Source organism: Helicobacter ganmani, from assembly GCF_003364315.1.
In the GTDB taxonomy this organism is placed as follows: Bacteria; Campylobacterota; Campylobacteria; order Campylobacterales; family Helicobacteraceae; genus Helicobacter_D; species Helicobacter_D ganmani.
Genome location: NZ_NXLS01000002.1, coordinates 186737 through 206623, shown reverse-complemented (window position 1 = coordinate 206623; position 19887 = coordinate 186737). Strand labels below are relative to the sequence as shown.

Below are 19887 nucleotides of genomic sequence, written 5' to 3'. Positions count from 1 at the left end.
GCTGAAATAAGCCTAAATTCTTGCGTTCCTGTGAAAGAATTTTTTTGGCAACCCGGTATTTATATGTTTGAGCTTATGTATAACTACAATGCGAAAGCTCAATTAATACAACAAAATAGGCAAAATGTCTTTGGATTAGACACGGAACTTGTAGATAATATCAATGCTGTAATAATGGGGCAGCCATCATTTTTGGCAGAGGATTCTTTCATTGTGTATGCTGATAGTAATGATATTGTAATAGACATTAGAAGCACAATAGGACTTTAAATGTATTTAGGGAAAGTAAATGATTCAAAGCATTTATTTGCAAATGCAAATTCTAATGAGGCATTAGCAATCAAAAATAAATTAAGCCTTAAGGATAAAGTAGAACTAGATGAAAATGGCAAGCCAAAAATTGTCAATGGAAAATTTCAGTGGAATGCGGAATATACGAAAGAGTTAAGAGCTTCCGCGAACAATTCTGTAACTAATTTTATAATGGCTAATACTAGTTTTCAGAGCTTTAACAATCGCAATATTGTTAATTTTACAAATCTAGCTAGCAAGAATGTATGGAGTTCTCAAGGCAGTCAATATGCCTTTAATAATAGCAATTCTATGCTTGAAAGAAACAATGGTGCTTACTATACAGGCAGCGATTATTTGCAATTAAATGCACTTGCAGAATCTGCGAAGCTAAAAACCGCAATAGGAGAGGCGGAAGTTTTTTAGATATGCTAGGTGATAACGATTCCTTAGGCGTGGGAGATGTGGGGAAGATTGGGAATCTCTTTAACTTTGATGCAATAATGACGGATTCTTAGATAAAGAGGACGAGCTATTCTCTAAGCTGAAACTCCGTGTGGATAATGGCAATGGCGAGTATAGAATCGCAAACTTAAGTGATGTGGTTAGTAGAATAGATTTGTATGACTTCATCAAAGGCTATGACAAAAGCATAGGGTATGATGGGCTAACTCTAGCGCAAATCAAAGAATATCGCGCAAACTATCACTTTAGAAAGATTCCAGATGATAAAAAGCTAAGTCCTTATGTGGATATTCGCGCATTTAGGGGGCAGGAAATGAGCCTATTCCCACCCGAGCAGCATTACAAAGAGATAAACAAAAAGGACATTAGAGATATGTTTGAAGCCTATGCTGATAAAGAAGGCTGGGTGAATCTCAAAGACAAAGAAGTCAATGAAGCCCTTTTTGCAAGTGGAGAGTTTATCACAAATTTTGCCTATAAAAAGACGAATCTAGCGGGAGTGGAGGTGCTAGAGGAATTTAAGGTGGTAGATAGGCTAGATAATGGCTCAAGACCATCGTCTTTTTATGATGGGCTTAATATCCGAGAGTTTGAGGAGAAATACAGTCGTCTGCATAATAAAAGTAAGCCAAGCTATGAGGAGCAGTATAAAGAGGCATTTACGAAGTTGTATGATGAATATTATGAGGCGAAAAATAGCTTTATGGTCGCAAAAGAGAATCTGCTCAATAATGAGCTAGTAGATAGCGAGATAAAGGAGAAAGTAGAATCGCTAGAGGAATCTAGCCAAATGAGTGCCATAAGGCAAAAGTTTCATAGTATTGTTGGAATAGAGTTTAGCGAGGGCTAGAGAGAATCAAAAATGCGCTTGATGACCCAATTTTAAGCAAAGAAGTCGCAGCGGCTATGCAAGATGCGGAGGCTGTAACTTCTATGAGACTTGAGAAAGATGGCAGGATTCTACTTCGCTTTGAATCAGGGCGAGAGATTCTCGTAAATGAGCTTTATAATGAGACAGGTGAGCTTTATATTACCAAAAGGGGCGATAGGGCTGGAATCAGCCTAGAGGCAAGAAGCAAGAGTGATGAGGAACTAAGCAAAATAGATTTTAGTGAATATGGAATCCGACAAGGAGAGGAAATTGTGAGCTTAAAAGATATAGGCGCAGAAATGGTGCAACGATTAGTCAATAAAAATGGAAAATTTTTGGGGTTTGCAATCCAGCTTGCAGGGCAAAAACAAGAAAGGATTGTAGAGAATCTTTATAATCTCTACACGATAGACCATTTAAACAAAACACAAAGCTTTGCGCTAGAGGCGTAAGGTGATAACTGCTACTAATTTAAGATTGATATTGTTTTGGAGTGTTAAAAGCATTCAAGATTCCTTATGGAATCTTGAAGTTTGGAACCATTTAAGAGTGGAGAGATTTTGTGTAGTTTTTCACAGAATCTATCCCTTGTGCTTTTGCGCCCGCAAATACTTTAGAGACAAATTCCCAATTAATATGACTAAAAAACTTTTCCAAATACGCAGGACGCGCGTTTCTGTGGTCAATATAATATGCGTGTTCCCACACATCTACGACAAGCACAGGAATCAACCCGTCTGTTACGGGGGTTTGTGCATTGCTTGTTTGCTTGATTTCTAGCTTGCTTGTTGCAGGGTTATAGACAAGCCAACACCAACCAGAACCAAAAAGCGTAGTGGCGGAATTTAAAAATGCTTCTTTAAATTTCTCCATATCTCCAAAACTTGCTTTGATGGCTTCGTCTAGCTCGGAGCTTTTGTTGCTTACATTTGGGCTAACGCAATCCCAATAAAAGTCATGGTTATACACTTGTGCAGCATTATTAAACACGCCTCCTTGTGATTTTGTGAGAATCTCAAATAAGCCTTTACTTTCAAATTCCGTTCCCTTAATCAAATTATTTAGATTGTTGATGTAGGTTTGGTGGTGTTTGCCGTGATGATATTCGCAGGTTTCTTTACTAATAAAACCTGTAATCTCGGTAAATGGTAATGTGCGTAATTTAAACATAATTAATCCTTAAAATAAATTAAAACATAAAGTTTTGAGATAAGATTCTAACATAATTAAAATAAAATTATCCTCTAATCTTTCCTTGAAATCTTAAAGAAAAATTTTGTAAAATTGCTTCATTTTGTTTCATAAGGATTGTTCAATGGCTGTTGTTTTACAAATCGGAGCAGGCGGTGTAGGGGGCGTTGTCGCGCACAAAATGGCACAAAATCGCGAAGTGTTTTCACGCATTATTTTGGCTTCACGCACATTGAGTAAATGCAAGGCAATCGCAGATTCTATCCGCGCTAAGGGTTTAGGCGAAATTGAGATTGATGAAGTTGATGCGGATAATGTGGAATCCCTTGTGGCTTTGATTAATAAATACCGCCCAAAGCTTGTGGTGAATGTCGCGCTTCCCTATCAGGACTTGAGTATTATGGAGGCGTGTTTGCGCACAAAGACGCATTATTTAGACACTGCAAACTATGAACACCCCGATTCTGCACATTTTGAGTATAAAGAGCAGTGGGCGTATGACACGCACTACAAAGAAGCGGGGATTTACGCACTGCTTGGCAGTGGCTTTGACCCGGGCGTTACAAATGTCTTTTGTGCGTATGCGCAGAAGCATTATTTTGATACAATAGAAAGCATTGATATTTTGGATTGCAACGCAGGAGACCACGGATACGCCTTTGCGACAAACTTTAATCCCGAGATAAACTTGCGTGAGGTAAGCTCCAAAGCGCGATTTTGGGTAAAAGATTCTCAAAGTCAATATGCACAAAACTTTGACCTCTCGCGTGATAGCATTTATCGCAAATTTGAGGCTAAAGAGAAGCATTTTAAATTGGAATCTAACACGCAGGATTTGAAAAATGAGCCATATTTTAATGGTGAATGGCGCGATATTCCACCCCTTGCGCTAATGAAAGAGTGGGATTATCCCGAAGTGGGCGTGAAAAACAGCTATTTGCTTTATCACGAGGAGCTAGAATCGCTTGTGCGTAATATTAGGGGCTTAAAAAGAATCCGCTTTTTTATGACTTTTGGCGAGAGTTACCTCACGCATATGAAGTGCTTGGAGAATGTCGGGCTTTTGCGCGTGGATTCTGTGGAACACAAGGGGCAAAAAATCGTGCCAATAGAAGTGTTAAAGACGCTTTTGCCCGACCCTGCAAGTCTAGCTTCACGCACAAAGGGCAAGACAAATATCGGCTGCTACATTAAGGGCGTGAAAGAGGGCAAGGAGCGCACGATTTATATCTATAATGTATGTGAGCACGAGAAATGTTTCGCAGAAGTCAATGCGCAAGGCGTGAGCTATACGACAGGTGTGCCTGCGATGATTGGGGCGAAGTTGATATGCGAGGGCAAGTGGGGCGTAGGCGCAAATTCGGTTTGTAGCGACTTTTTGAGGAGTGCATCGGACACTTCATTGCGGAGTATGTCTAATACACCTCATTCGCTTACCTCGCACAACCTCAAAAATTCATCTACAACCCTAGAATTTGCGGATTTAAAGGAATCTTACAATGCCGAGCGTCTCAAGCTTAATAAAGATATGCCACAGGGAGGTGAGGCGCAAGGCGTGGATTCTAAAAGCGGTGCGGGCGTGTGGAATATGGAGCAAAACGACCCCGACCCCTTTATGCGTGAGCTAAACATTCAAGGACTTCCTTATGTCGTGTTGGAAATAGAATCTAATGGAGAATCTAAAGTGCTAGAAGATGGGAGAGGATAATTTGTTAATGGCATTTGAGTGTTTATGGGGATAAGGAGACGTTTGTGGAAATATTGTTTGTATCAGTTCTTATCTTGATGATATTTTATTTTTTCCCTAAAAAACACAAAAATTATATTAATAAAGATTATGAATACCCTAACGACACTCAAGTAAAACATAAAACTCACAAATTTTCTAATAAATCACAAAACAAGCAAAAAGGCGATAAATACGAATTGCAAATTGTTAGGCATTATAAACAGCAGGGTTACAAGGTATATCCTAAAGGACTTAAGGAGGGTCGGCGCGATAAAGGCATTGACATCATTGCATATAAAGGTAAAGAGGCGCTTTTGATTCAGTGCAAGAATTGGGAGCATTCGCAAGTGAAGCAGGAGCATTTAAGAATCTTTTTAGGCGATTGCACCGCATACTTAGAGCAAAATCAAAGGATTTTTGCTAAAAGAAGTGTTCGCCGAGTGTTTGTAACGAGTTGTGAAAGTGTGGATTATGGGGTAAAAAAATTTTTGGAAGAAAACGATATGGAATATAAGATTATTCCTTATTTTGCGTAAAACTTGCACTCAAATTCAAAAAACAATCCAATAAGAAATTAAGCCCAATCTCGCTAAAATAGCGTAAATTAAAGGTATGAGGGAGTGTTTATATATGAACTACAAAAAAGCGTTTTATTCTAAGTTAGAGGATTGCTATTTGGGTGTGAAAATCAAAGACTTTGAGGAAGGAAATATCGCTAAAAGTGGCTTTAGCAATCTACTTCAAATCAAAGAGCAATACTTTAATCATATCAAAGCCTATTTAGATTCACAAATTGAGGGAGAGCTACAATCCCACGATATTTATAACAAGCTTTTTACTTTCTTTGATAGCTATCTTAATGAGAGCGGCACGCCATTTTTTAACGATACTCCCGCTTATAAAAACATCTATGCCAAAATCTATACCAACTCCAAAGACACAAGCCTATTCTACAAAACGCAGAATCTCTATTATGTGAAATCCGACACACTCTACCAAAGCCTCACTTTAAGCGATGAGCAAAGCTATGAAGTCGTATTTGATGCGAGTGAATATAAGCAAAATGCCGATAATACTAAAAACAAAATTATTTTTAAATTTGTAAATGTTGAAATAAATGATGAGGGCAAAGCACAGATTCTTATCAAGGTAAGCAACCAAAAAGACTTATTCCCTAATCTCAACAATGTCTTTAAACAAAATTCTAATGAGTTTAGCGAGGAGTTTTTAAAGGATTTAAAACAAAATACAATCCTTAAAGATTCTAAAATCAAAATCAATGAAGAGGAATTGAAAAAAATCTTTAGAAGCTATAAAAAGCAAAGCGAAATAGATTTCTTTATCCACAAAAATGCGACCGCCTTTTTAAGAGAGCAGTTTGATTTGTGGATGTTTGGCTATCTTTATAAAGAAAGTGCAATTCAAGAGTGGAATCCAGAGATTATCGCACATTTGCAACGCATTAAAAATATCGCCTATGAGGTGATTAAGCTTATAGGTGATTTTGAAAATGAGCTAAAGGCTGTATGGCTAAAGCCCAAATTTGCAAAAAAGACAGAGTATGTTTTTAGTGTGGATAAGCTTAATCCAAATCTTATGGATTCCATAACAAACGACAAAGGCTTTAAATCCCAAATCAAAGAATGGCAAGAATTAAATCTCGTTGATGAGGATTTTAAGAAAGAGGATTTATTAAGTGATGAAAAATACAAATTTTTACCCCTTGATACAAAGCACTTTACCAAAGAGACAAAATATAAGATTCTAAGTAGTTTTGAAAATTTAGAATCTGTGTTGAATGGCGAACTGATTAAAGCGGATAATTTTCAAGCTTTGAATTCGCTAATGCCCAAATATCAAGGCAAAGTAGATTTAATCTATATTGACCCGCCTTATAATACAGGGAGTGATGGCTTTATCTATGCGGATAATTTCAATCACACTTCGTGGCTAAGTATGATAAACAATCGCCTAGAACTTTCCAAAGAGCTTTTAAACGATAAAGGCAGTATGTTTATAAGCATTGATGACAAAGAACAAGCGAGATTAAAGCTTGTGTGTGATGAGGTGTTTGGAGAGGAGAATTTTGTAGCAAATTTTGTGTGGCAGGGAAAATATACAACCTCTAATGATGCTAAATATGCTTCTAATCAAAATGAAAATATTTTTTGTTTTTCTAGCAATATTGATAGATTTAGTTTTAATCTTTTAGCTAGAACAGAATCTATGGACGCTGCTTATAAGAATCCCGATAATGACCCAAAAGGAGCATGGAAAGCTACACCATTGCATGCTAAAAGTGGAAGCGAAAATAATCTTTATACTATTACATTCCCAAATGGAATCTCTTGGAGTGCTCCGAAAGGCAGGTATCCAAGATATTCTAAAGAAAGATTGATGGAAATTTATTTTGAAAATGGACTCTACTTTAATAAAAATGGTGGCATTGATAAAAAAACTTATTTGAGTGAAGTAAAACAAGGTAAAACAATAGGAACTTTTTGGAGTTATCAAGAAGCAGGTAGCACACACGAAGGTAATGAAGATTTGGCTTCCATATTGGATAAAGGAGTATTTGAGAATCCCAAACCCGAAAAGCTTTTAAAGCGCATTTGTGAAATTGCTACAAAGGTAGATTCTAAGGCGGAAGTATTTGAGATGAGAAATTGCGGTTTTCAAGACAAAGGCGAAGGGAGTTTAGTAAGCCTAAATGACCAAGACTTTGGCGTAGAATCCGCGATTTGTCGCTTAAAGACAACGCCTATTGTGCTTGACTTTTTTGCGGGAAGTGGCACAACCTTAGCAGTAGCGCAAAAACTCGGGCGTAAATGGCTAGGCGTGGAAATGGGCGAACATTTTTATAATGTCATTATTCCTCGCCTTAAAAAAGTCATTGCAGGATTCCAAAGTGGAATCTCTAAAGAATGCGCTTATCAAGGTGGTGGAGCATTTCGCTACTATGAATTAGAATCTTATGAAGAGGCGTTAAGCCATTGTGAATATGTGCTTGAGTGTAAAGAGCCTCAAAAGGTGGAAAACAAAAATAACTACAAAGGTAAAGATTATGCTAAATGTGAAGCAATACTAGACTATCGCAAATCCCGCAAACTCATTGATAAGCTACATAAGGGCGAGAGTGTGTGCCTTGATATGCACACAGAGTATCGCCAAGACTTTGATATTTTTCAAACCATAGCAAACCTTATGGGTTGGAAAATCAAGAGATTGTTTTTGGATTCCAAAGGCATAGAATCTTGTGAGTTTGATAATGGAGAGATTGTCTCTTTAGATTCGCTAGATTTAGCCAAATACCCAAAACTGAAAAATCTAATATGGTGGGAGTAGAGGAATGGAAAATGCACAAATTTTCAATATTTATTTAGGGCAAGAAGAACACTATATTACACTTGAAGAAATGGATAAAATTATTCAAGCTGTGAATAATATTGGTGATAGCCTTACTAAAAAACTCTTTACTAGTTCATCAAAAGAATTTTTTGTTGTCTATCCTTATGAAATAGGCTCATTTAAGATTAAAATAGGAATTGTTGGAGCTGCTTTGGCAATTATGAGTTGGCTTGGTGAAAGCGATTTAGGAAAAGCTTTTGTGAAAGGATTGACAGGTAATGAAACTCCTTATTATGCGGAAAAAGCAGGGGAATTATTAAGAGATGCAATCAAAGGAGTGTTAGAAAAAAGTGTGAATACTCTTGAAATTATTAACAACAATACAGATAATAAGTATATTTTAGATAAGTCGATAAAGGAAAAAAGTGAGCTTTATACTTTAATAAATAAGAGCAAAACTATTAAGAGTATAAGTTTTAATCCTAACAATGAAGAACCTATTGAGAAAAAAAATTTTTATGCACATATTAGAAAAGGAGATATTATTCGGCAGTTAGAGCCAGAATATGAAATATGTGATTTAATTATTTTAAAATCAATAAATACAAGAGAGCAAGGGAAATGGACTTTTGGGCTACTTCATAATAATAAGAATATTAAGGCTGAAATATCAGATAATAATTTTATTTCAGGTTTTCTAGGCGGACAATATCCATTAAAAGAAGGCAATCAAGATGATATTATAAAGGCTTTAGTGCGTACGGATACGATAATGAAAAATGGGAATAAAGAAAGTGGGCAGTATTTTATACAAGAAATTTTTAATTTCAATGAAAATAAAATAAAAGATATTCCAAAAGACTTAGAAAAATATCTAAGGGTAACATATCAATATAAAGAACCAACACTTTTTGACAATATACAAGGGGAATAATATGCCCAACCTCCTCCTCTACACCACACAAGATAAAAAAGTTAAGGTTGAGCTCTATGAGCTTGGCGAGAGTGTATTTTTAGCCCAAGATGCTATGGCAAAACTTTTTGCATTTGCAAGATTACATCTAAAGAAACTTCGTTTTGACACCTCAAAACAAAATATAAGTTTGCATATAAGAAATATCCTGCAAGAGGATTCAGTATGTAAGGAATACTTACATACTGCCAAAGATGGCAAATCATACAAAGGCACACAATGAAACAAGATAAGCAAACAAATCCAATCATTATCTATCAAGATAGTGCAAATAATCCCGCCATTAACATAAGATTAGAAAATGAAACCTTATGGCTTACGCAAAGGCAGATTGCCGAGCTTTTTGATAAAGATAGAAGTGTGATTACTAAGCATATCAAAAATATTTTTGAAGAGGGCGAATTAGTGGAAAATTCAGTATGTGCAAAAATTGCACATACTGCAAATGATGGCAAAACTTATGAGACATTGTATTACAACCTTGATATGATTATCTCTGTGGGCTATCGTGTCAATTCCAAAAGAGCCACGCAGTTTCGCCAATGGGCAAGTAAAATCTTAAAAGAATATCTCATTAAGGGCTTTGTGCTTGATGATGAGCGGTTAAAGGGACAAAAACAAGATTATTTTGATGAGCTTTTAGAGCGACTTAGAGATATTCGCTCTAGTGAAGCAAGAATGCACGCCCAAGTGTTAAAGATTTTTAGCACTGCCATAGATTATGATAAAGATTCTTTGCAAGTCCAAGAGCTTTTTAAAACCATTCAAAACAAACTGCATTATTCCGCACACGGACGGACAGCGAGTGAGATTGTCTTTCAAAGGGCAGATTCTGATAAAATTAATATGGGACTTACAAATTTCAAGGGCACTATGCCAACAAAAAAAGAAAGTGAGATTGCTAAAAATTATTTAAATCAAGAGGAATTAGAGGCATTAAATAGAATTGTTACAGCATATTTTGAATTTGCAGAGCTTAGTGCGCTCAATCGCGAAACAAAAACCATGCAAGAGCATTTAGAAAAACTCAATGAGTTTTTAAAGTTTAGTGGGCGGGAAGTGTTGCAAGGTGCGGGGAAAATCTCTCATCAAAAAGCCCTAGAAAAGGCGCATAAAGAATACAATCTTTACAAACAAAAAACAAAAGAAGAAATAGAAATCGCCTATGAGGAATTTAATGCACAAACAAAAGCCTTGAGAAAAGGAAAAGCAAATGAGTAAAACAAAATCCGCACAAAAAGCAACTTTAGAGAAAAAATTGATTCTTAAAGAAATCCTTGCACCAAAGATTCAGGACTTTGAATCCCTTTTTGCCTCCCTTGAATTTGGTAGCTTTTCTCATAGCATTTCTTTGCAAGAATATCAAATCGCAGCCCTTAAAAGCGCGATTGCTGCTTTAAGCCTCTATACACAAAGCCCTGATTCTCTTTACCAAAGTTACTTAGAGTGTGGATTAGAGGGCATAACAAAAGAGCAAATCAACACAGCAAGTTTTTGGATGGCAACGGGGAGCGGCAAAAGTATCGTGATGATAAAGCTAATTGCCCTTTTGCACGATTTGTTTGGACTGAAAACTTTGCCTGCCAAACCCATAATGTTGCTTGTGCCAAACGATAAGATTTTAGAGCAGTTTAAGGCGCATATCAAAGAATATAACACCTATCAAAGCAAAAAATTACATTAAAAGATTTAAAAGACTATGAAAGCGTGAGTTATGGCACTTCACTCTTTGATGAGAATATCGTTTTTATTGGACGCAGTGATTTGCTAGATACGAGCGAAAATGTCGGCAAGGATTCTAAAGCGAAGCGATTAAACTATAAGAACTTTTTAAGAGACGAGGGTTGGATTGTGCTGCTTGATGAGGCGCATAAGGGCGATAGCAAAGATTCTGTGCGCAAAGGCTATATAAGGGAGCTTGCAGAGGGCAAAAATAATAAGGGCTTTATTTTTAATTTCTCCGCAACCTTTAGTGATAGTTTTGATTTGCAAACTTGTGCGTTTAATTATAATTTAGAAAAGTTTAATCTTCAAGGGTATGGCAAAAATATCGCGGTGTTGGATTCTGATTTAAAAGCCTTTAGGGATAAAGAAAAAAATGAGGAGCAAATCGTAAAAATCTTGGAGAGTTTTATACTCTTTTGCGCAATCAAAAAGCATAGAGAAAACATAATGCAAAAATTTAGCAAGAACTTAAAACTTGCCTATCATCAACCGCTGATTATTGCTGTTGCGGATAAAGTCAATACGCAAGATGCGGGGATAAAGCTTTACTTTGAGGCGATTTTGCAGATTTTAAAAGAGGATAGAGATATTATGTCTTTAGCACAAAATCTCTATGAGAAACTCTCACAAAACCAAAACTTGTATTTTGATAAAAATCTAAGCTTAGATGAGGAATTTTTAGGGGTTATTCAAACAATGGATTCTAAGACTTTAAGGAAAGAAATGTTTTATGCCTCGCAAAGTTCTATGATTGAAGCGTGTAGGATAAAGGGCAATACCAAAGAGATTGTCTTTAAATCCAAAAACGCTAAAGAACCCTTTTTACTTTTAAATATTGGAAGTATTCGAGAATGGGAGAAGCAATATCTAAGTAACTTGGGTATTGAGAGTGGAGAAGATATTACCAATGGATATTTTCAAGATATTAATCATAGCGACTCGCCCATACAAATTATGATGGGAAGCAAAGTCTTTAGTGAGGGCTGGGATAGTAATCGCGTGAATATGATTAGCTTTATTAACATAGGCAGTAAAAATGCCAAAAAATATGTTTTGCAAACCATTGGACGAGGTGTGAGGATTGAGCCTTTTAAGGGAGTGAGAAAAAGGTTTGGGCAATGTGAGAGGCTTGATTTTAATCTGCGGGAAAGATTTCGCAATAAAGCTTTAGGTATTGAGACGCTTTTTATAATGGCAACTCAAACAGAGGCGATAAAAGGGATTTTAGAGGGATTAGAGGAATTTATCCAAAGCCACCCCTTAAGTGGATTTAGAAAAAGCAAAGCCTTTAAGCCCCTGCTTGTGCCAAAATATAGAGATTCCACAAGCTTACAAAATAAGCCTTATACCATCTCAAAGTGTGATTTTAAGGAGTTGAAAAGTTATATAGAATCCTTTGATGAAGATGTGCTACTTTTGAATGAGAGTATAAGAGCAAAAGATTTAGGCTATCAAACATTATGCAAAGTGAAAGAAAAAATAGCAAATGAGGGCGAAACAAAAGCGATTAAAATAGATGGGGATATACAAACACTCAAAGCGGAGAATGCTTTGAGCGTTTTGGAGAGATTCTTTCATACTAAGAGTAAAGAATTGGATAAATTTGAGGAAATCAAAGATGAAATTTGCCATTTTGAAAAGTTTAGCTCCACACTTGATTTTAGTATTGTAGAAGAGATGAATGCAAAAATAAAAGAGATTGTAGAAGCAAAAACTATGGAGGAAAGAGAGGATTTAGAATCTAAGGGAGTGCCAAAAGAATACATAGAGACAATCTTGCAAGCACAACAGAATGAAAAAAGAGCCGAAGTCTATGGATATGTTTTAGATTCTAGTTTGCAAGAGCATTATTATAATCCTTTGGTGATTGATGAGCGACAAGATGGGCGGATTGTGTATGCGATAAAAGAAAAAAGTGAAGTAGAGTTTTTGAGAGAATTACAAAAGTATGTAAAAGATAAAGACAATGCGTTAAAAAACTATGAATGGTGCTTTAGCAAGATTGTAGAAAATGTAGATTCTATTTACATTCCTTATTTTGATTCACAAAATCAAGCGTATAGGAAGTTTTATCCCGATTTTATCTTTTGGCTAAGGCATAAGCAAAGCAAGGAATATAAAATTATTTTTATAGACCCAAAAGGTTTAACACACGAGGTTAATGCAAGGGATAAAGCACAAGGCTTTGAAAGTATTTTTGGTAAAAATGGGAGCAGTATCGGAGGCAATAAAACATTTTTGTATTATTTTAATAAACAAAACATTTTAGATTCTTCTCTAAAAATATACACACAATCAACTATTGCAGAGATATTTTATCTGTAATGCTATTTTTGAATGTTTAAAACCCCCTCCTTTTTTGCTATACTTTCCCTTTAAATTGATGAGTGAAATTCATAAGGAAAAGTGATGATTAGAATTTATGATAGTAAATTAAAAGAAAAAGTAGAATTTATACCCATTAATCCAAAAGAAGTGCGTATGTATGTGTGCGGTCCGACGGTGTATGATGATTCGCATTTAGGACACGCAAGAAGTGCGATTGTGTTTGATTTGTGGCGCAAACTCTTGCGTGAGCGAGGCTATAAAGTGATTTTTGCCAAAAATTTTACTGATATTGATGACAAAATCATCAACAAATCTTTGCAAAGTGGTTTGAGTGTGGAGGAAATCACACAGACCTATACGCAAAAATATTTAGACGAAATGAAATCTCTAGGAGTGGAACGTGCCGATATTGAACCTAAAGCGACGCAAAGTCTAAAAAGTATTTGTGCGATGATTCAAACATTACTAGACAAAGGCTTTGCTTATCAAACGTCAAATGGAGATATTTATTTATCTGTGGATAAAGACGTGGATTATGGGAGTTTGAGTGGTAGAATCGCAGATGAGGAATCCAAAAGCAGAATCCAAAATAGTGAGCAAAAGCGCGACGCAAAGGATTTTGCTCTTTGGAAAAGTTACAAAGGTGTAGGCGATGTGGGCTATGATTCTCCTTTTGGTAAGGGGCGTCCGGGTTGGCACATTGAGTGTAGCGCAATGATTCAAGAACATTTGGCGATAGAGGGCAAATATGCAATTGACATTCACGGAGGCGGAGCGGATTTGTTGTTTCCTCACCACGAAAATGAGGTTTGTCAGACGCGTTGTGCGCAGGGACAGAATCTCGCAAAATATTGGATACATAATGGCTTTGTAACGATTAATGGCGAAAAAATGGCAAAGTCGCTTGGGAACAGCTTTTTTATTAAAGATGCTTTGGCAAATTACGATGGAGAGATTCTGCGATTTTATCTTTTAAGCACACATTATCGTGCGGGGTTAAATTTCTCCGAAGAGGATTTACTTGCAAGCAAGAAGCGGCTAGATAGAATCTATCGGCTTAAAAAACGATTGGCACAAACCCAAATCAAAAACCCACGAAATGTAGAATCTCAAAATGTGCAAAATCCCTTTAGTGAAGCATTCTTAGAGGCTTTAAGCGATGATTTGAATATCTCCAAAGCTTTAAGTGTTTTAGAGGAACTTATTGCGAATGCAAACGAAATGTTAGATAACAAACAAAAAGATAAGATTCCACAAATTATGGCAAATCTTGCTTTGGTTGCAAGAATTTTGGGTGTGGGCTTAAAAGATTCTTTTGAATACTTTAAACTCGGTGTGAGTGAAGCAAGACGCGTAGAGATTGAAGCACTCATTGCAAAAAGAGCGGAATACAAAAATGCAAAAGATTTTGCAAATGCAGATAAAATCCGAGAGGATTTGCGCGCAAGTGGAATTGAGATTATGGATACTCCTCAAGGCTGCGAGTGGGAAAGAGTGTAAGCCGAGATTTATCAAGGAAAAATATGGAAAATTTAGATTTTATTAGCCTTTTTAGTATTGCATTAGTTGGAGGATTTGGGCATTGCATTGGAATGTGTGGCGGAATCGTGCTTGCCTTTAGCGGAAAGTTGGCAAATCAAAATGCGAGCAAAGGGCGCATTGTGGGATTCCACTTTCTTTATAATCTTGGGCGCATTAGCACTTATGTATTGCTTGGCGCACTTGTGGGCGCACTTGGGAGCATGTTTAGTCTCAATAGCACTCTGCGTGGCTTGCTCTTTTTGATTGCAGGTATTTTGATGATTCTTGCGGGGCTTTCACTCTTTGGCAAGCTAAAGTTTCTCGCGCTTTTAGAACATTCAGTCCAAAATTCTAAATGGTATCAAACGCGATTCCAAAAGGCTTTGAATCTTGAAAATGCTTGGAGTCTCTATCTCTTGGGAGTTCTCAATGGTTTGCTTCCCTGTGGTTTTGTTTATGCGTTTCTTTTTAGCGCAGCGGGTTCTGCGAGCGTAGTTAAGGGTGTATTGGTGATGTTGGTGTTTGGAATTGCGACGATTGTGCCTTTGCTACTCTTTGGACTTTTGGCAAACACGATTCTATATAAGCCCTTTGTGCGCAAACTCGCGATGAATCTTGCTGCTATTGCGATTGTTATTTTTGGTGCATTGATGATTGAAAAAGGCATTAAGTTTTTGCAAAACCCTGCAATGACTCACAAAGCGCACAAAATGCAAGACTCTAATGCTTCTATGCCCGTACAAGATTCTATGCACAAGATAGAATCGCATTTGCCCACACATTGGGAATCCTATAAGGCGGATTCTGAAAAATAAATCAAAAGGCAATTTTTAGAATTTGCGCAATATTTTATGAAAAAATTATATTTTTTTGGCTTTTAAAGGCTATTTTTTAAGCCAAAATTGCATACTATTAGCAATGCGAGTTTAAGTTTGGAGTGATGATGAATTTAATAAAAACAATTCGCCCTTTTTTTGCCACTGTGATTGCTGGCATTGAAGTGGATCACAAATTATGCAGTGTTGTGGTGAATTTCTATCGCAGAGGGCAGCTTCAGCAAACTCAAATAAAAGAGTTTAAAACAAATCCCGGTGAGTTACCTATTCAAGCGGTGCGTTATATTAAAAAAATCCGCGCTAAAAATCCTTTTACTTATGTCTCTACGCTTTCCTTGTCTATTACGCAAGGTGTGATTAACTCCGATAAAGAAAGTGAGTTTGAAAAATATGGCGTGAATTGTAATGAAGTCGTCTATAAGCGGTTTGATAATAATTGGTCGGTTTATGTTCCCAATCAAGGAATCGCAGAGACGAAAAAACGTTTTTTAAAACTTGGCGCGGATTTTGTAATTTCTCCTTTTATGATTCTGTATCGTTTGGCAAAAGATACTTTCCAAGATTCTTGCAAACTCTATGTGTTATTTCAACGCTCTAATATGACTTTGATTGTTACCAAGCAAGATGCAGGAGTTTTGTTTGGTGGTTATTATGTGCTAGAAAGCGAGATTGATTTGGGATTATCCGTTGTTAAGCATTCTTTGAGCGAGGACGAAGAGGATATACAAAAAACAGATATTGAATCGGATTTACAAAATGAATTGAGCAATATTGAAAATGTGGTGGATTTGGATAGCGAAAGTAGTGATGACGATGAGCTTATCAAAGTCTTGAAAAATGATGATAGTGAGGACGATTTAAATGAAAGCGGTGAGGATTCCTCAAAGGGTAATGATTTAGATGATTTTTCACGCATTAATACAGCAGCAAAATTTATTCAATCTGCTTTGAGTGAATTTTATAATAATCCACTTTATAATAGCGAGTTTATCAATGAAATTGTGATTTTCAATCCTCACGATATTGCACAAGAAACACTCCAACAAATCCAACAAATCACAATGCTAGAAGTGCATGTGCTTTCTTGTGATATTGCTAAAGAATTAGCAAATCTTGGCTATGAATCTTATAAGTTTTTTGAATCAAAAGGGCAAGTATGAATTATAGTTTCACACAACCAGGCAAAAAAACAATTCTCAAGAAAGTTTCGCGCATTTGGTGGGGCTATATTTTCTTGACGCTTTTTATTTTTGCGGGTTTTGTTGCAATGTTGAAAGTGCAAGGATACTTTATGCGGCAAAATGAAAAAGCAGCCATAGAAATGCAACAACAAATGCTCAAAGAAATTAAAGAATACCAAGAAATGATGATTATAGAAGAAGAGAAAGTGCAATTTGAAACTTATATTGCTAGCCAAAACAATATGCTAAAAGATAGCGTGGAGAATCTCTTTGATTTAATCCCGGAGCAAATTACGCTTAATAAAATCCAAATGGAGCAATATCAATTAACGCTTTATGGCACTACTCCCTCCAAACAGATTTATACCTTTTTGCTAGAAGTGCCTTTGCGTTCAATCTTTAATCAAAGCCGCGCGGATTTCTATATGCTACCAAATGGTTGGTATAATTTCGTTTCCATTAGCAAATTAAATCAACAAGAGGAAGCGCAGCCATGAGAGCATTTTTTGCACAGATTGATTGGATTCGTAATACTTTCTTTTTTGTTTTTTACTTTTTTATGGTTATTGGAGTGTTTTTGGCTGTGGTAAAACCCCAATTAGACATTTTTCGTAAGACTAATGCACAATATCGCAAGGAGATTTATGTGCAAGAACAGATAGAATCTCAACGTAATGCAGAAAGGCAAAAACTTATCAATTATCAAAATCAAAATGCACATATATTGGAAAATTTTGAACACAGAATCACGCAAAGAGAAATTGAGGAAAAGTTAAGAATTATCTTTGAAAACGCTGGCGTAGTTGCAGATGGTGCGCCTAGTTTAGAGGGAAAATACTTTAAACAACGTTTTGTGGTTAGCGGGCGTTTGCAAAATATTAACAAACTCAAAGAGTCTTTAAAAATGACACGAGCTTTACCCGGAATCGTGCGCTTTAGCTTTCCGATTCTTATTGAAAGAGAGGGCGCGGAATTAGTCTTTTCTTTTCGTTTGGACGCATATTTTTTAAATATGGATTCCAAATAGCTTTCGGGGATTTCTAATATTTCTTGCACTCCAAAAACATTCCCTCAAAAGCATTTTTGGCTTTTGCAATAGAATCTTTATTTTGTGTGATGAAAAGTGTTTCGTAGTTCGTCTCAAAAGCACTCTTAGACCAATTTGCAGAACCTAAAATCAGAGAATTTTCATCACTGATTGCCATTTTCATATGCATTAATCCATAAAATTTGCGATTATAAGAGGGTTTTCCTTCTAGCAAGCAAGTCTCGATATTTTTGAGCTTTGCGAGATAACCAATGGTGGATTTATTGGCGTTTTGATTGCTTTTTTTGTCATAAATGATTCGCACTTTTACACCTTTTTTGGCAATGTCGCGGATTGCTTTGCTGATTTCGCGATTTGTGAAGCTATAAATTGCGACATCTAGTGTGTTTTGAGAGTTTTGAATCGTAGAAATCAATGCTTGGAGGGCTTTATCTTGTTCTTGAGGCATAAAGTAGAGAGAATCCGCCCAAGAAAAGCTGATAAAAATCCCAATCGTTGCTAAAACTTGTTTAAACATTAAAAGTTCCTTGTAAAATTAAGATACAAATTGTTAAAATTTTACCAACTCTTTGTTTAAAAAGACGAAACAAAGTAAATAGGGAGCATTTATGAAACTATATCTTATTAATAAGAATCCCATTATTAGCAAACTTGTAGCACTAAGTGTGTCTAAGCTTGGCGTAGAAATGGAAGAATCTCCAGAGATTGATTTAACGCTTGGTGCAGAAATTGTTTTGATAGATGACGAATGTTTTGAACAAGAATTATTTAACTCTTATAAATCAGCAAATCCAGAAGCAAAATTTGGCTTATTTTATGCTAAATCCACAGAACGTTTAGAGGGCTTTAATGAGTATATTCAAAAGCCTTTTTTGCCTACGGACCTTGTAAAAACCTTGAGTAAGATTTCTGGGATTACTCCAATGGATAATCAGCAAGCTCATCAAAAGGGAGAATCTAATGGTTTAGAGATTGACGATGTGGAATCTTTGGGTAATTTAGACGATGAATTAGATCTTTCAGGTTTTGATGATTTGCAATTAGACGATGAGGAGTCAAGCGCAGAATCTAGTGAGGGGGACGCGCAGTTGGATTTCGGTGCAGACGATGCAATAGAAGAGGGTATAGAAGAGGCGGGAGAAGAGGCGAATGTCCCATTAGATTTTGGTGCAGAGGACGGGGACGCGCAGTTGGATTTTGGTGCAGACGATTCTAAAGAAGAATCTTCAGATTTAAATGTTCTAGATAAAGGTGATGTGGAGGAGATTAAAGATTTACTTTCAAATGAGGAGGCTTTACCTGAATCAACAGACACTTCATCGGATTTGGGCGAGGAGATGGATTTGGGTGGCGATTCTAGTGCCGGTGAGGATTTGGACTTTAGTGATTTGCAAGCAGAGCTTGATAATATTGAAGTCGCGGAGGATTCTAAAGAGGAATCTTTGGAATCTCAAGGCGAGGATTTTGATGTGCAGTTAGAAGGCTTAGGTGGCGATGATATTAAGGGCAATAGTGCGGATTTTGCAGAAACAAGCGAAGAAGGAGAAGCAGATTTAGACTTGGATTTGGATTTTGATAACGAAACAAAAGAAGCGGAAAGCCTAGAAAATGCAGAATCGGATTTGTTGGCAGATGAAGATTTAGGGTTGCCTGCACTTGATGAGGAAATGGGCGATGAAAAAGCGGTAGAGACAACAGAGGAAATAGCGCAAGATATGGGCGAGGAAAGTGCGGATTCTAATGCCTCCGGACTGGATATAGGAGAATTGGGGGATTTAGAATCTAGCTCTAATGATGTATTGGATTCCGACTTTGGAGACTTGGATTTATCCACGGATTCAGGAGATTCATTGGCTGATTTACCTGCGGAAGCTTCAGAATCCACAGAAGAGGATTTAGGTGATTTAAATTTAGAATCTCAAGAGCAAACGCAAGAGGAACTAGACCTTGATATGGGGGCAGAATCTGAAATTGCAGCACAAACCAATGAAACGGAATCAGAGAATGCGGAGGATTCCATAGCAGAGGATTTAAGCGAGAATTTGGAAGCGGATTTGACAGGAGATTTAGATTTGCCTTTAGAGGAGGAATCAAAGACAGAGCCTGCCGCGTTAGAAAGCGGCTTAGACGAATTTGATAGCTTAAGCGTAGAGGGAATGAGCGAAGCTTTGGGAGAACCTATTGCAAAAGCCCCAAATCTCACTCCAATTGTGCCAAATGCAAGTGTGGCAGAGGATTCCACATTGCCAAGCAATATTCAAGCAAATTCGCTAGAATCTCTCATTGGCGCATTGCAAGCCTTGCAGTCCCAAAATCTAAAAGATTTGCTAAGCGGTGCGTCTATTAGTATTAATATTCAATTTCCTAAAAAAGACTAAAT

At 36.7% G+C, this 19887-nt stretch carries 20 protein-coding genes; 18 read left to right on the top strand and 2 right to left on the bottom strand.

What is annotated here, in order from left to right; translation table 11 throughout:
- Positions 1-30: 30 nt before the first annotated feature.
- From CQA43_RS03060 to CQA43_RS03045, 4 genes are all read left to right on the top strand, one after another.
- Positions 31-270, top strand: coding sequence for a hypothetical protein (locus tag CQA43_RS03060; protein ID WP_147290079.1), 240 nt, complete (start codon positions 31-33; stop codon positions 268-270).
- The gene (locus CQA43_RS03055) at positions 271-717 is read left to right on the top strand and encodes a hypothetical protein (RefSeq protein ID WP_115551137.1); all 447 of its coding nucleotides are present in this window, start codon (positions 271-273) and stop codon (positions 715-717) included.
- A gap of 130 nt (positions 718-847) precedes the next feature.
- On the top strand, positions 848-1606 hold the full coding sequence (locus tag CQA43_RS03050; RefSeq protein ID WP_115551136.1) for a hypothetical protein: 759 nt from the start codon (positions 848-850) through the stop codon (positions 1604-1606).
- A gap of 56 nt (positions 1607-1662) precedes the next feature.
- Complete coding sequence (locus CQA43_RS03045; RefSeq protein WP_115551135.1) at positions 1663-2079, top strand: hypothetical protein; 417 nt, start codon at positions 1663-1665, stop codon at positions 2077-2079.
- A 91-nt stretch (positions 2080-2170) separates the two neighbouring features.
- On the opposite strand, the gene CQA43_RS03040 is transcribed toward CQA43_RS03045, so the two are convergent.
- Positions 2171-2797: a superoxide dismutase gene (locus CQA43_RS03040; RefSeq protein WP_115551134.1), complete on the bottom strand. Its 627-nt coding sequence runs from the start codon at positions 2795-2797 to the stop codon at positions 2171-2173.
- Positions 2798-2942: 145 nt separating this feature from the next.
- On the opposite strand from CQA43_RS03040, the gene CQA43_RS03035 reads away from it, so the two are divergent.
- The 13 genes from CQA43_RS03035 (at position 2943) to CQA43_RS02975 (ending at position 17486) form a co-directional block, all read left to right on the top strand.
- A complete protein-coding gene (locus CQA43_RS03035) occupies positions 2943-4526 on the top strand; it encodes a saccharopine dehydrogenase family protein (protein ID WP_115551133.1) in 1584 nt (527 codons plus the stop codon).
- A 44-nt stretch (positions 4527-4570) separates the two neighbouring features.
- The gene (locus CQA43_RS03030) at positions 4571-5083 is read left to right on the top strand and encodes a restriction endonuclease (protein WP_245944200.1); all 513 of its coding nucleotides are present in this window, start codon (positions 4571-4573) and stop codon (positions 5081-5083) included.
- A 94-nt stretch (positions 5084-5177) separates the two neighbouring features.
- A complete protein-coding gene (locus tag CQA43_RS03025) occupies positions 5178-7892 on the top strand; it encodes a site-specific DNA-methyltransferase (protein WP_115551132.1) in 2715 nt (904 codons plus the stop codon).
- 4 nt (positions 7893-7896) lie between these two features.
- Positions 7897-8829, top strand: a complete 933-nt coding sequence (locus tag CQA43_RS03020) for a hypothetical protein (protein ID WP_115551131.1) — start codon at positions 7897-7899, stop codon at positions 8827-8829.
- A gap of 1 nt (position 8830) precedes the next feature.
- Positions 8831-9091: a hypothetical protein gene (locus CQA43_RS03015; RefSeq protein WP_245944199.1), complete on the top strand. Its 261-nt coding sequence runs from the start codon at positions 8831-8833 to the stop codon at positions 9089-9091.
- Complete coding sequence (locus CQA43_RS03010; RefSeq protein ID WP_115551130.1) at positions 9088-10089, top strand: virulence RhuM family protein; 1002 nt, start codon at positions 9088-9090, stop codon at positions 10087-10089. The genes CQA43_RS03015 and CQA43_RS03010 overlap by 4 nt, the downstream gene beginning before the upstream one ends.
- Positions 10082-10552: a DEAD/DEAH box helicase family protein gene (locus tag CQA43_RS03005; protein WP_115551129.1), complete on the top strand. Its 471-nt coding sequence runs from the start codon at positions 10082-10084 to the stop codon at positions 10550-10552. The genes CQA43_RS03010 and CQA43_RS03005 overlap by 8 nt, the downstream gene beginning before the upstream one ends.
- Before the next feature lie 23 nt (positions 10553-10575).
- The gene (locus tag CQA43_RS03000) at positions 10576-12918 is read left to right on the top strand and encodes a type III restriction endonuclease subunit R (protein ID WP_115551128.1); all 2343 of its coding nucleotides are present in this window, start codon (positions 10576-10578) and stop codon (positions 12916-12918) included.
- Positions 12919-13002: 84 nt separating this feature from the next.
- Positions 13003-14421 (top strand): cysteine--tRNA ligase, encoded by a 1419-nt coding sequence (cysS, locus tag CQA43_RS02995; protein WP_181881602.1) that lies wholly within the window; start codon positions 13003-13005, stop codon positions 14419-14421.
- A gap of 23 nt (positions 14422-14444) precedes the next feature.
- On the top strand, positions 14445-15257 hold the full coding sequence (locus CQA43_RS02990) for a sulfite exporter TauE/SafE family protein (RefSeq protein WP_115551126.1): 813 nt from the start codon (positions 14445-14447) through the stop codon (positions 15255-15257).
- 128 nt (positions 15258-15385) lie between these two features.
- Complete coding sequence (locus CQA43_RS02985) at positions 15386-16438, top strand: hypothetical protein (protein WP_115551125.1); 1053 nt, start codon at positions 15386-15388, stop codon at positions 16436-16438.
- Complete coding sequence (locus CQA43_RS02980) at positions 16435-16956, top strand: hypothetical protein (RefSeq protein WP_115551124.1); 522 nt, start codon at positions 16435-16437, stop codon at positions 16954-16956. The genes CQA43_RS02985 and CQA43_RS02980 overlap by 4 nt, the downstream gene beginning before the upstream one ends.
- Positions 16953-17486: a hypothetical protein gene (locus tag CQA43_RS02975; protein WP_115551123.1), complete on the top strand. Its 534-nt coding sequence runs from the start codon at positions 16953-16955 to the stop codon at positions 17484-17486. The genes CQA43_RS02980 and CQA43_RS02975 overlap by 4 nt, the downstream gene beginning before the upstream one ends.
- A 13-nt stretch (positions 17487-17499) precedes the next feature.
- Here the strand turns inward: CQA43_RS02975 and CQA43_RS02970 are convergent, their stop codons facing one another.
- A complete protein-coding gene (locus CQA43_RS02970) occupies positions 17500-18024 on the bottom strand; it encodes a phospholipase D-like domain-containing protein (protein ID WP_115551122.1) in 525 nt (174 codons plus the stop codon).
- Positions 18025-18115: 91 nt separating this feature from the next.
- Between CQA43_RS02970 and CQA43_RS09690 the strand changes: the two genes are divergently transcribed.
- Positions 18116-19885 (top strand): putative sodium/potassium/calcium exchanger, encoded by a 1770-nt coding sequence (locus CQA43_RS09690; RefSeq protein WP_245944198.1) that lies wholly within the window; start codon positions 18116-18118, stop codon positions 19883-19885.
- The last annotated feature ends 2 nt before the right edge of the window (positions 19886-19887 follow it).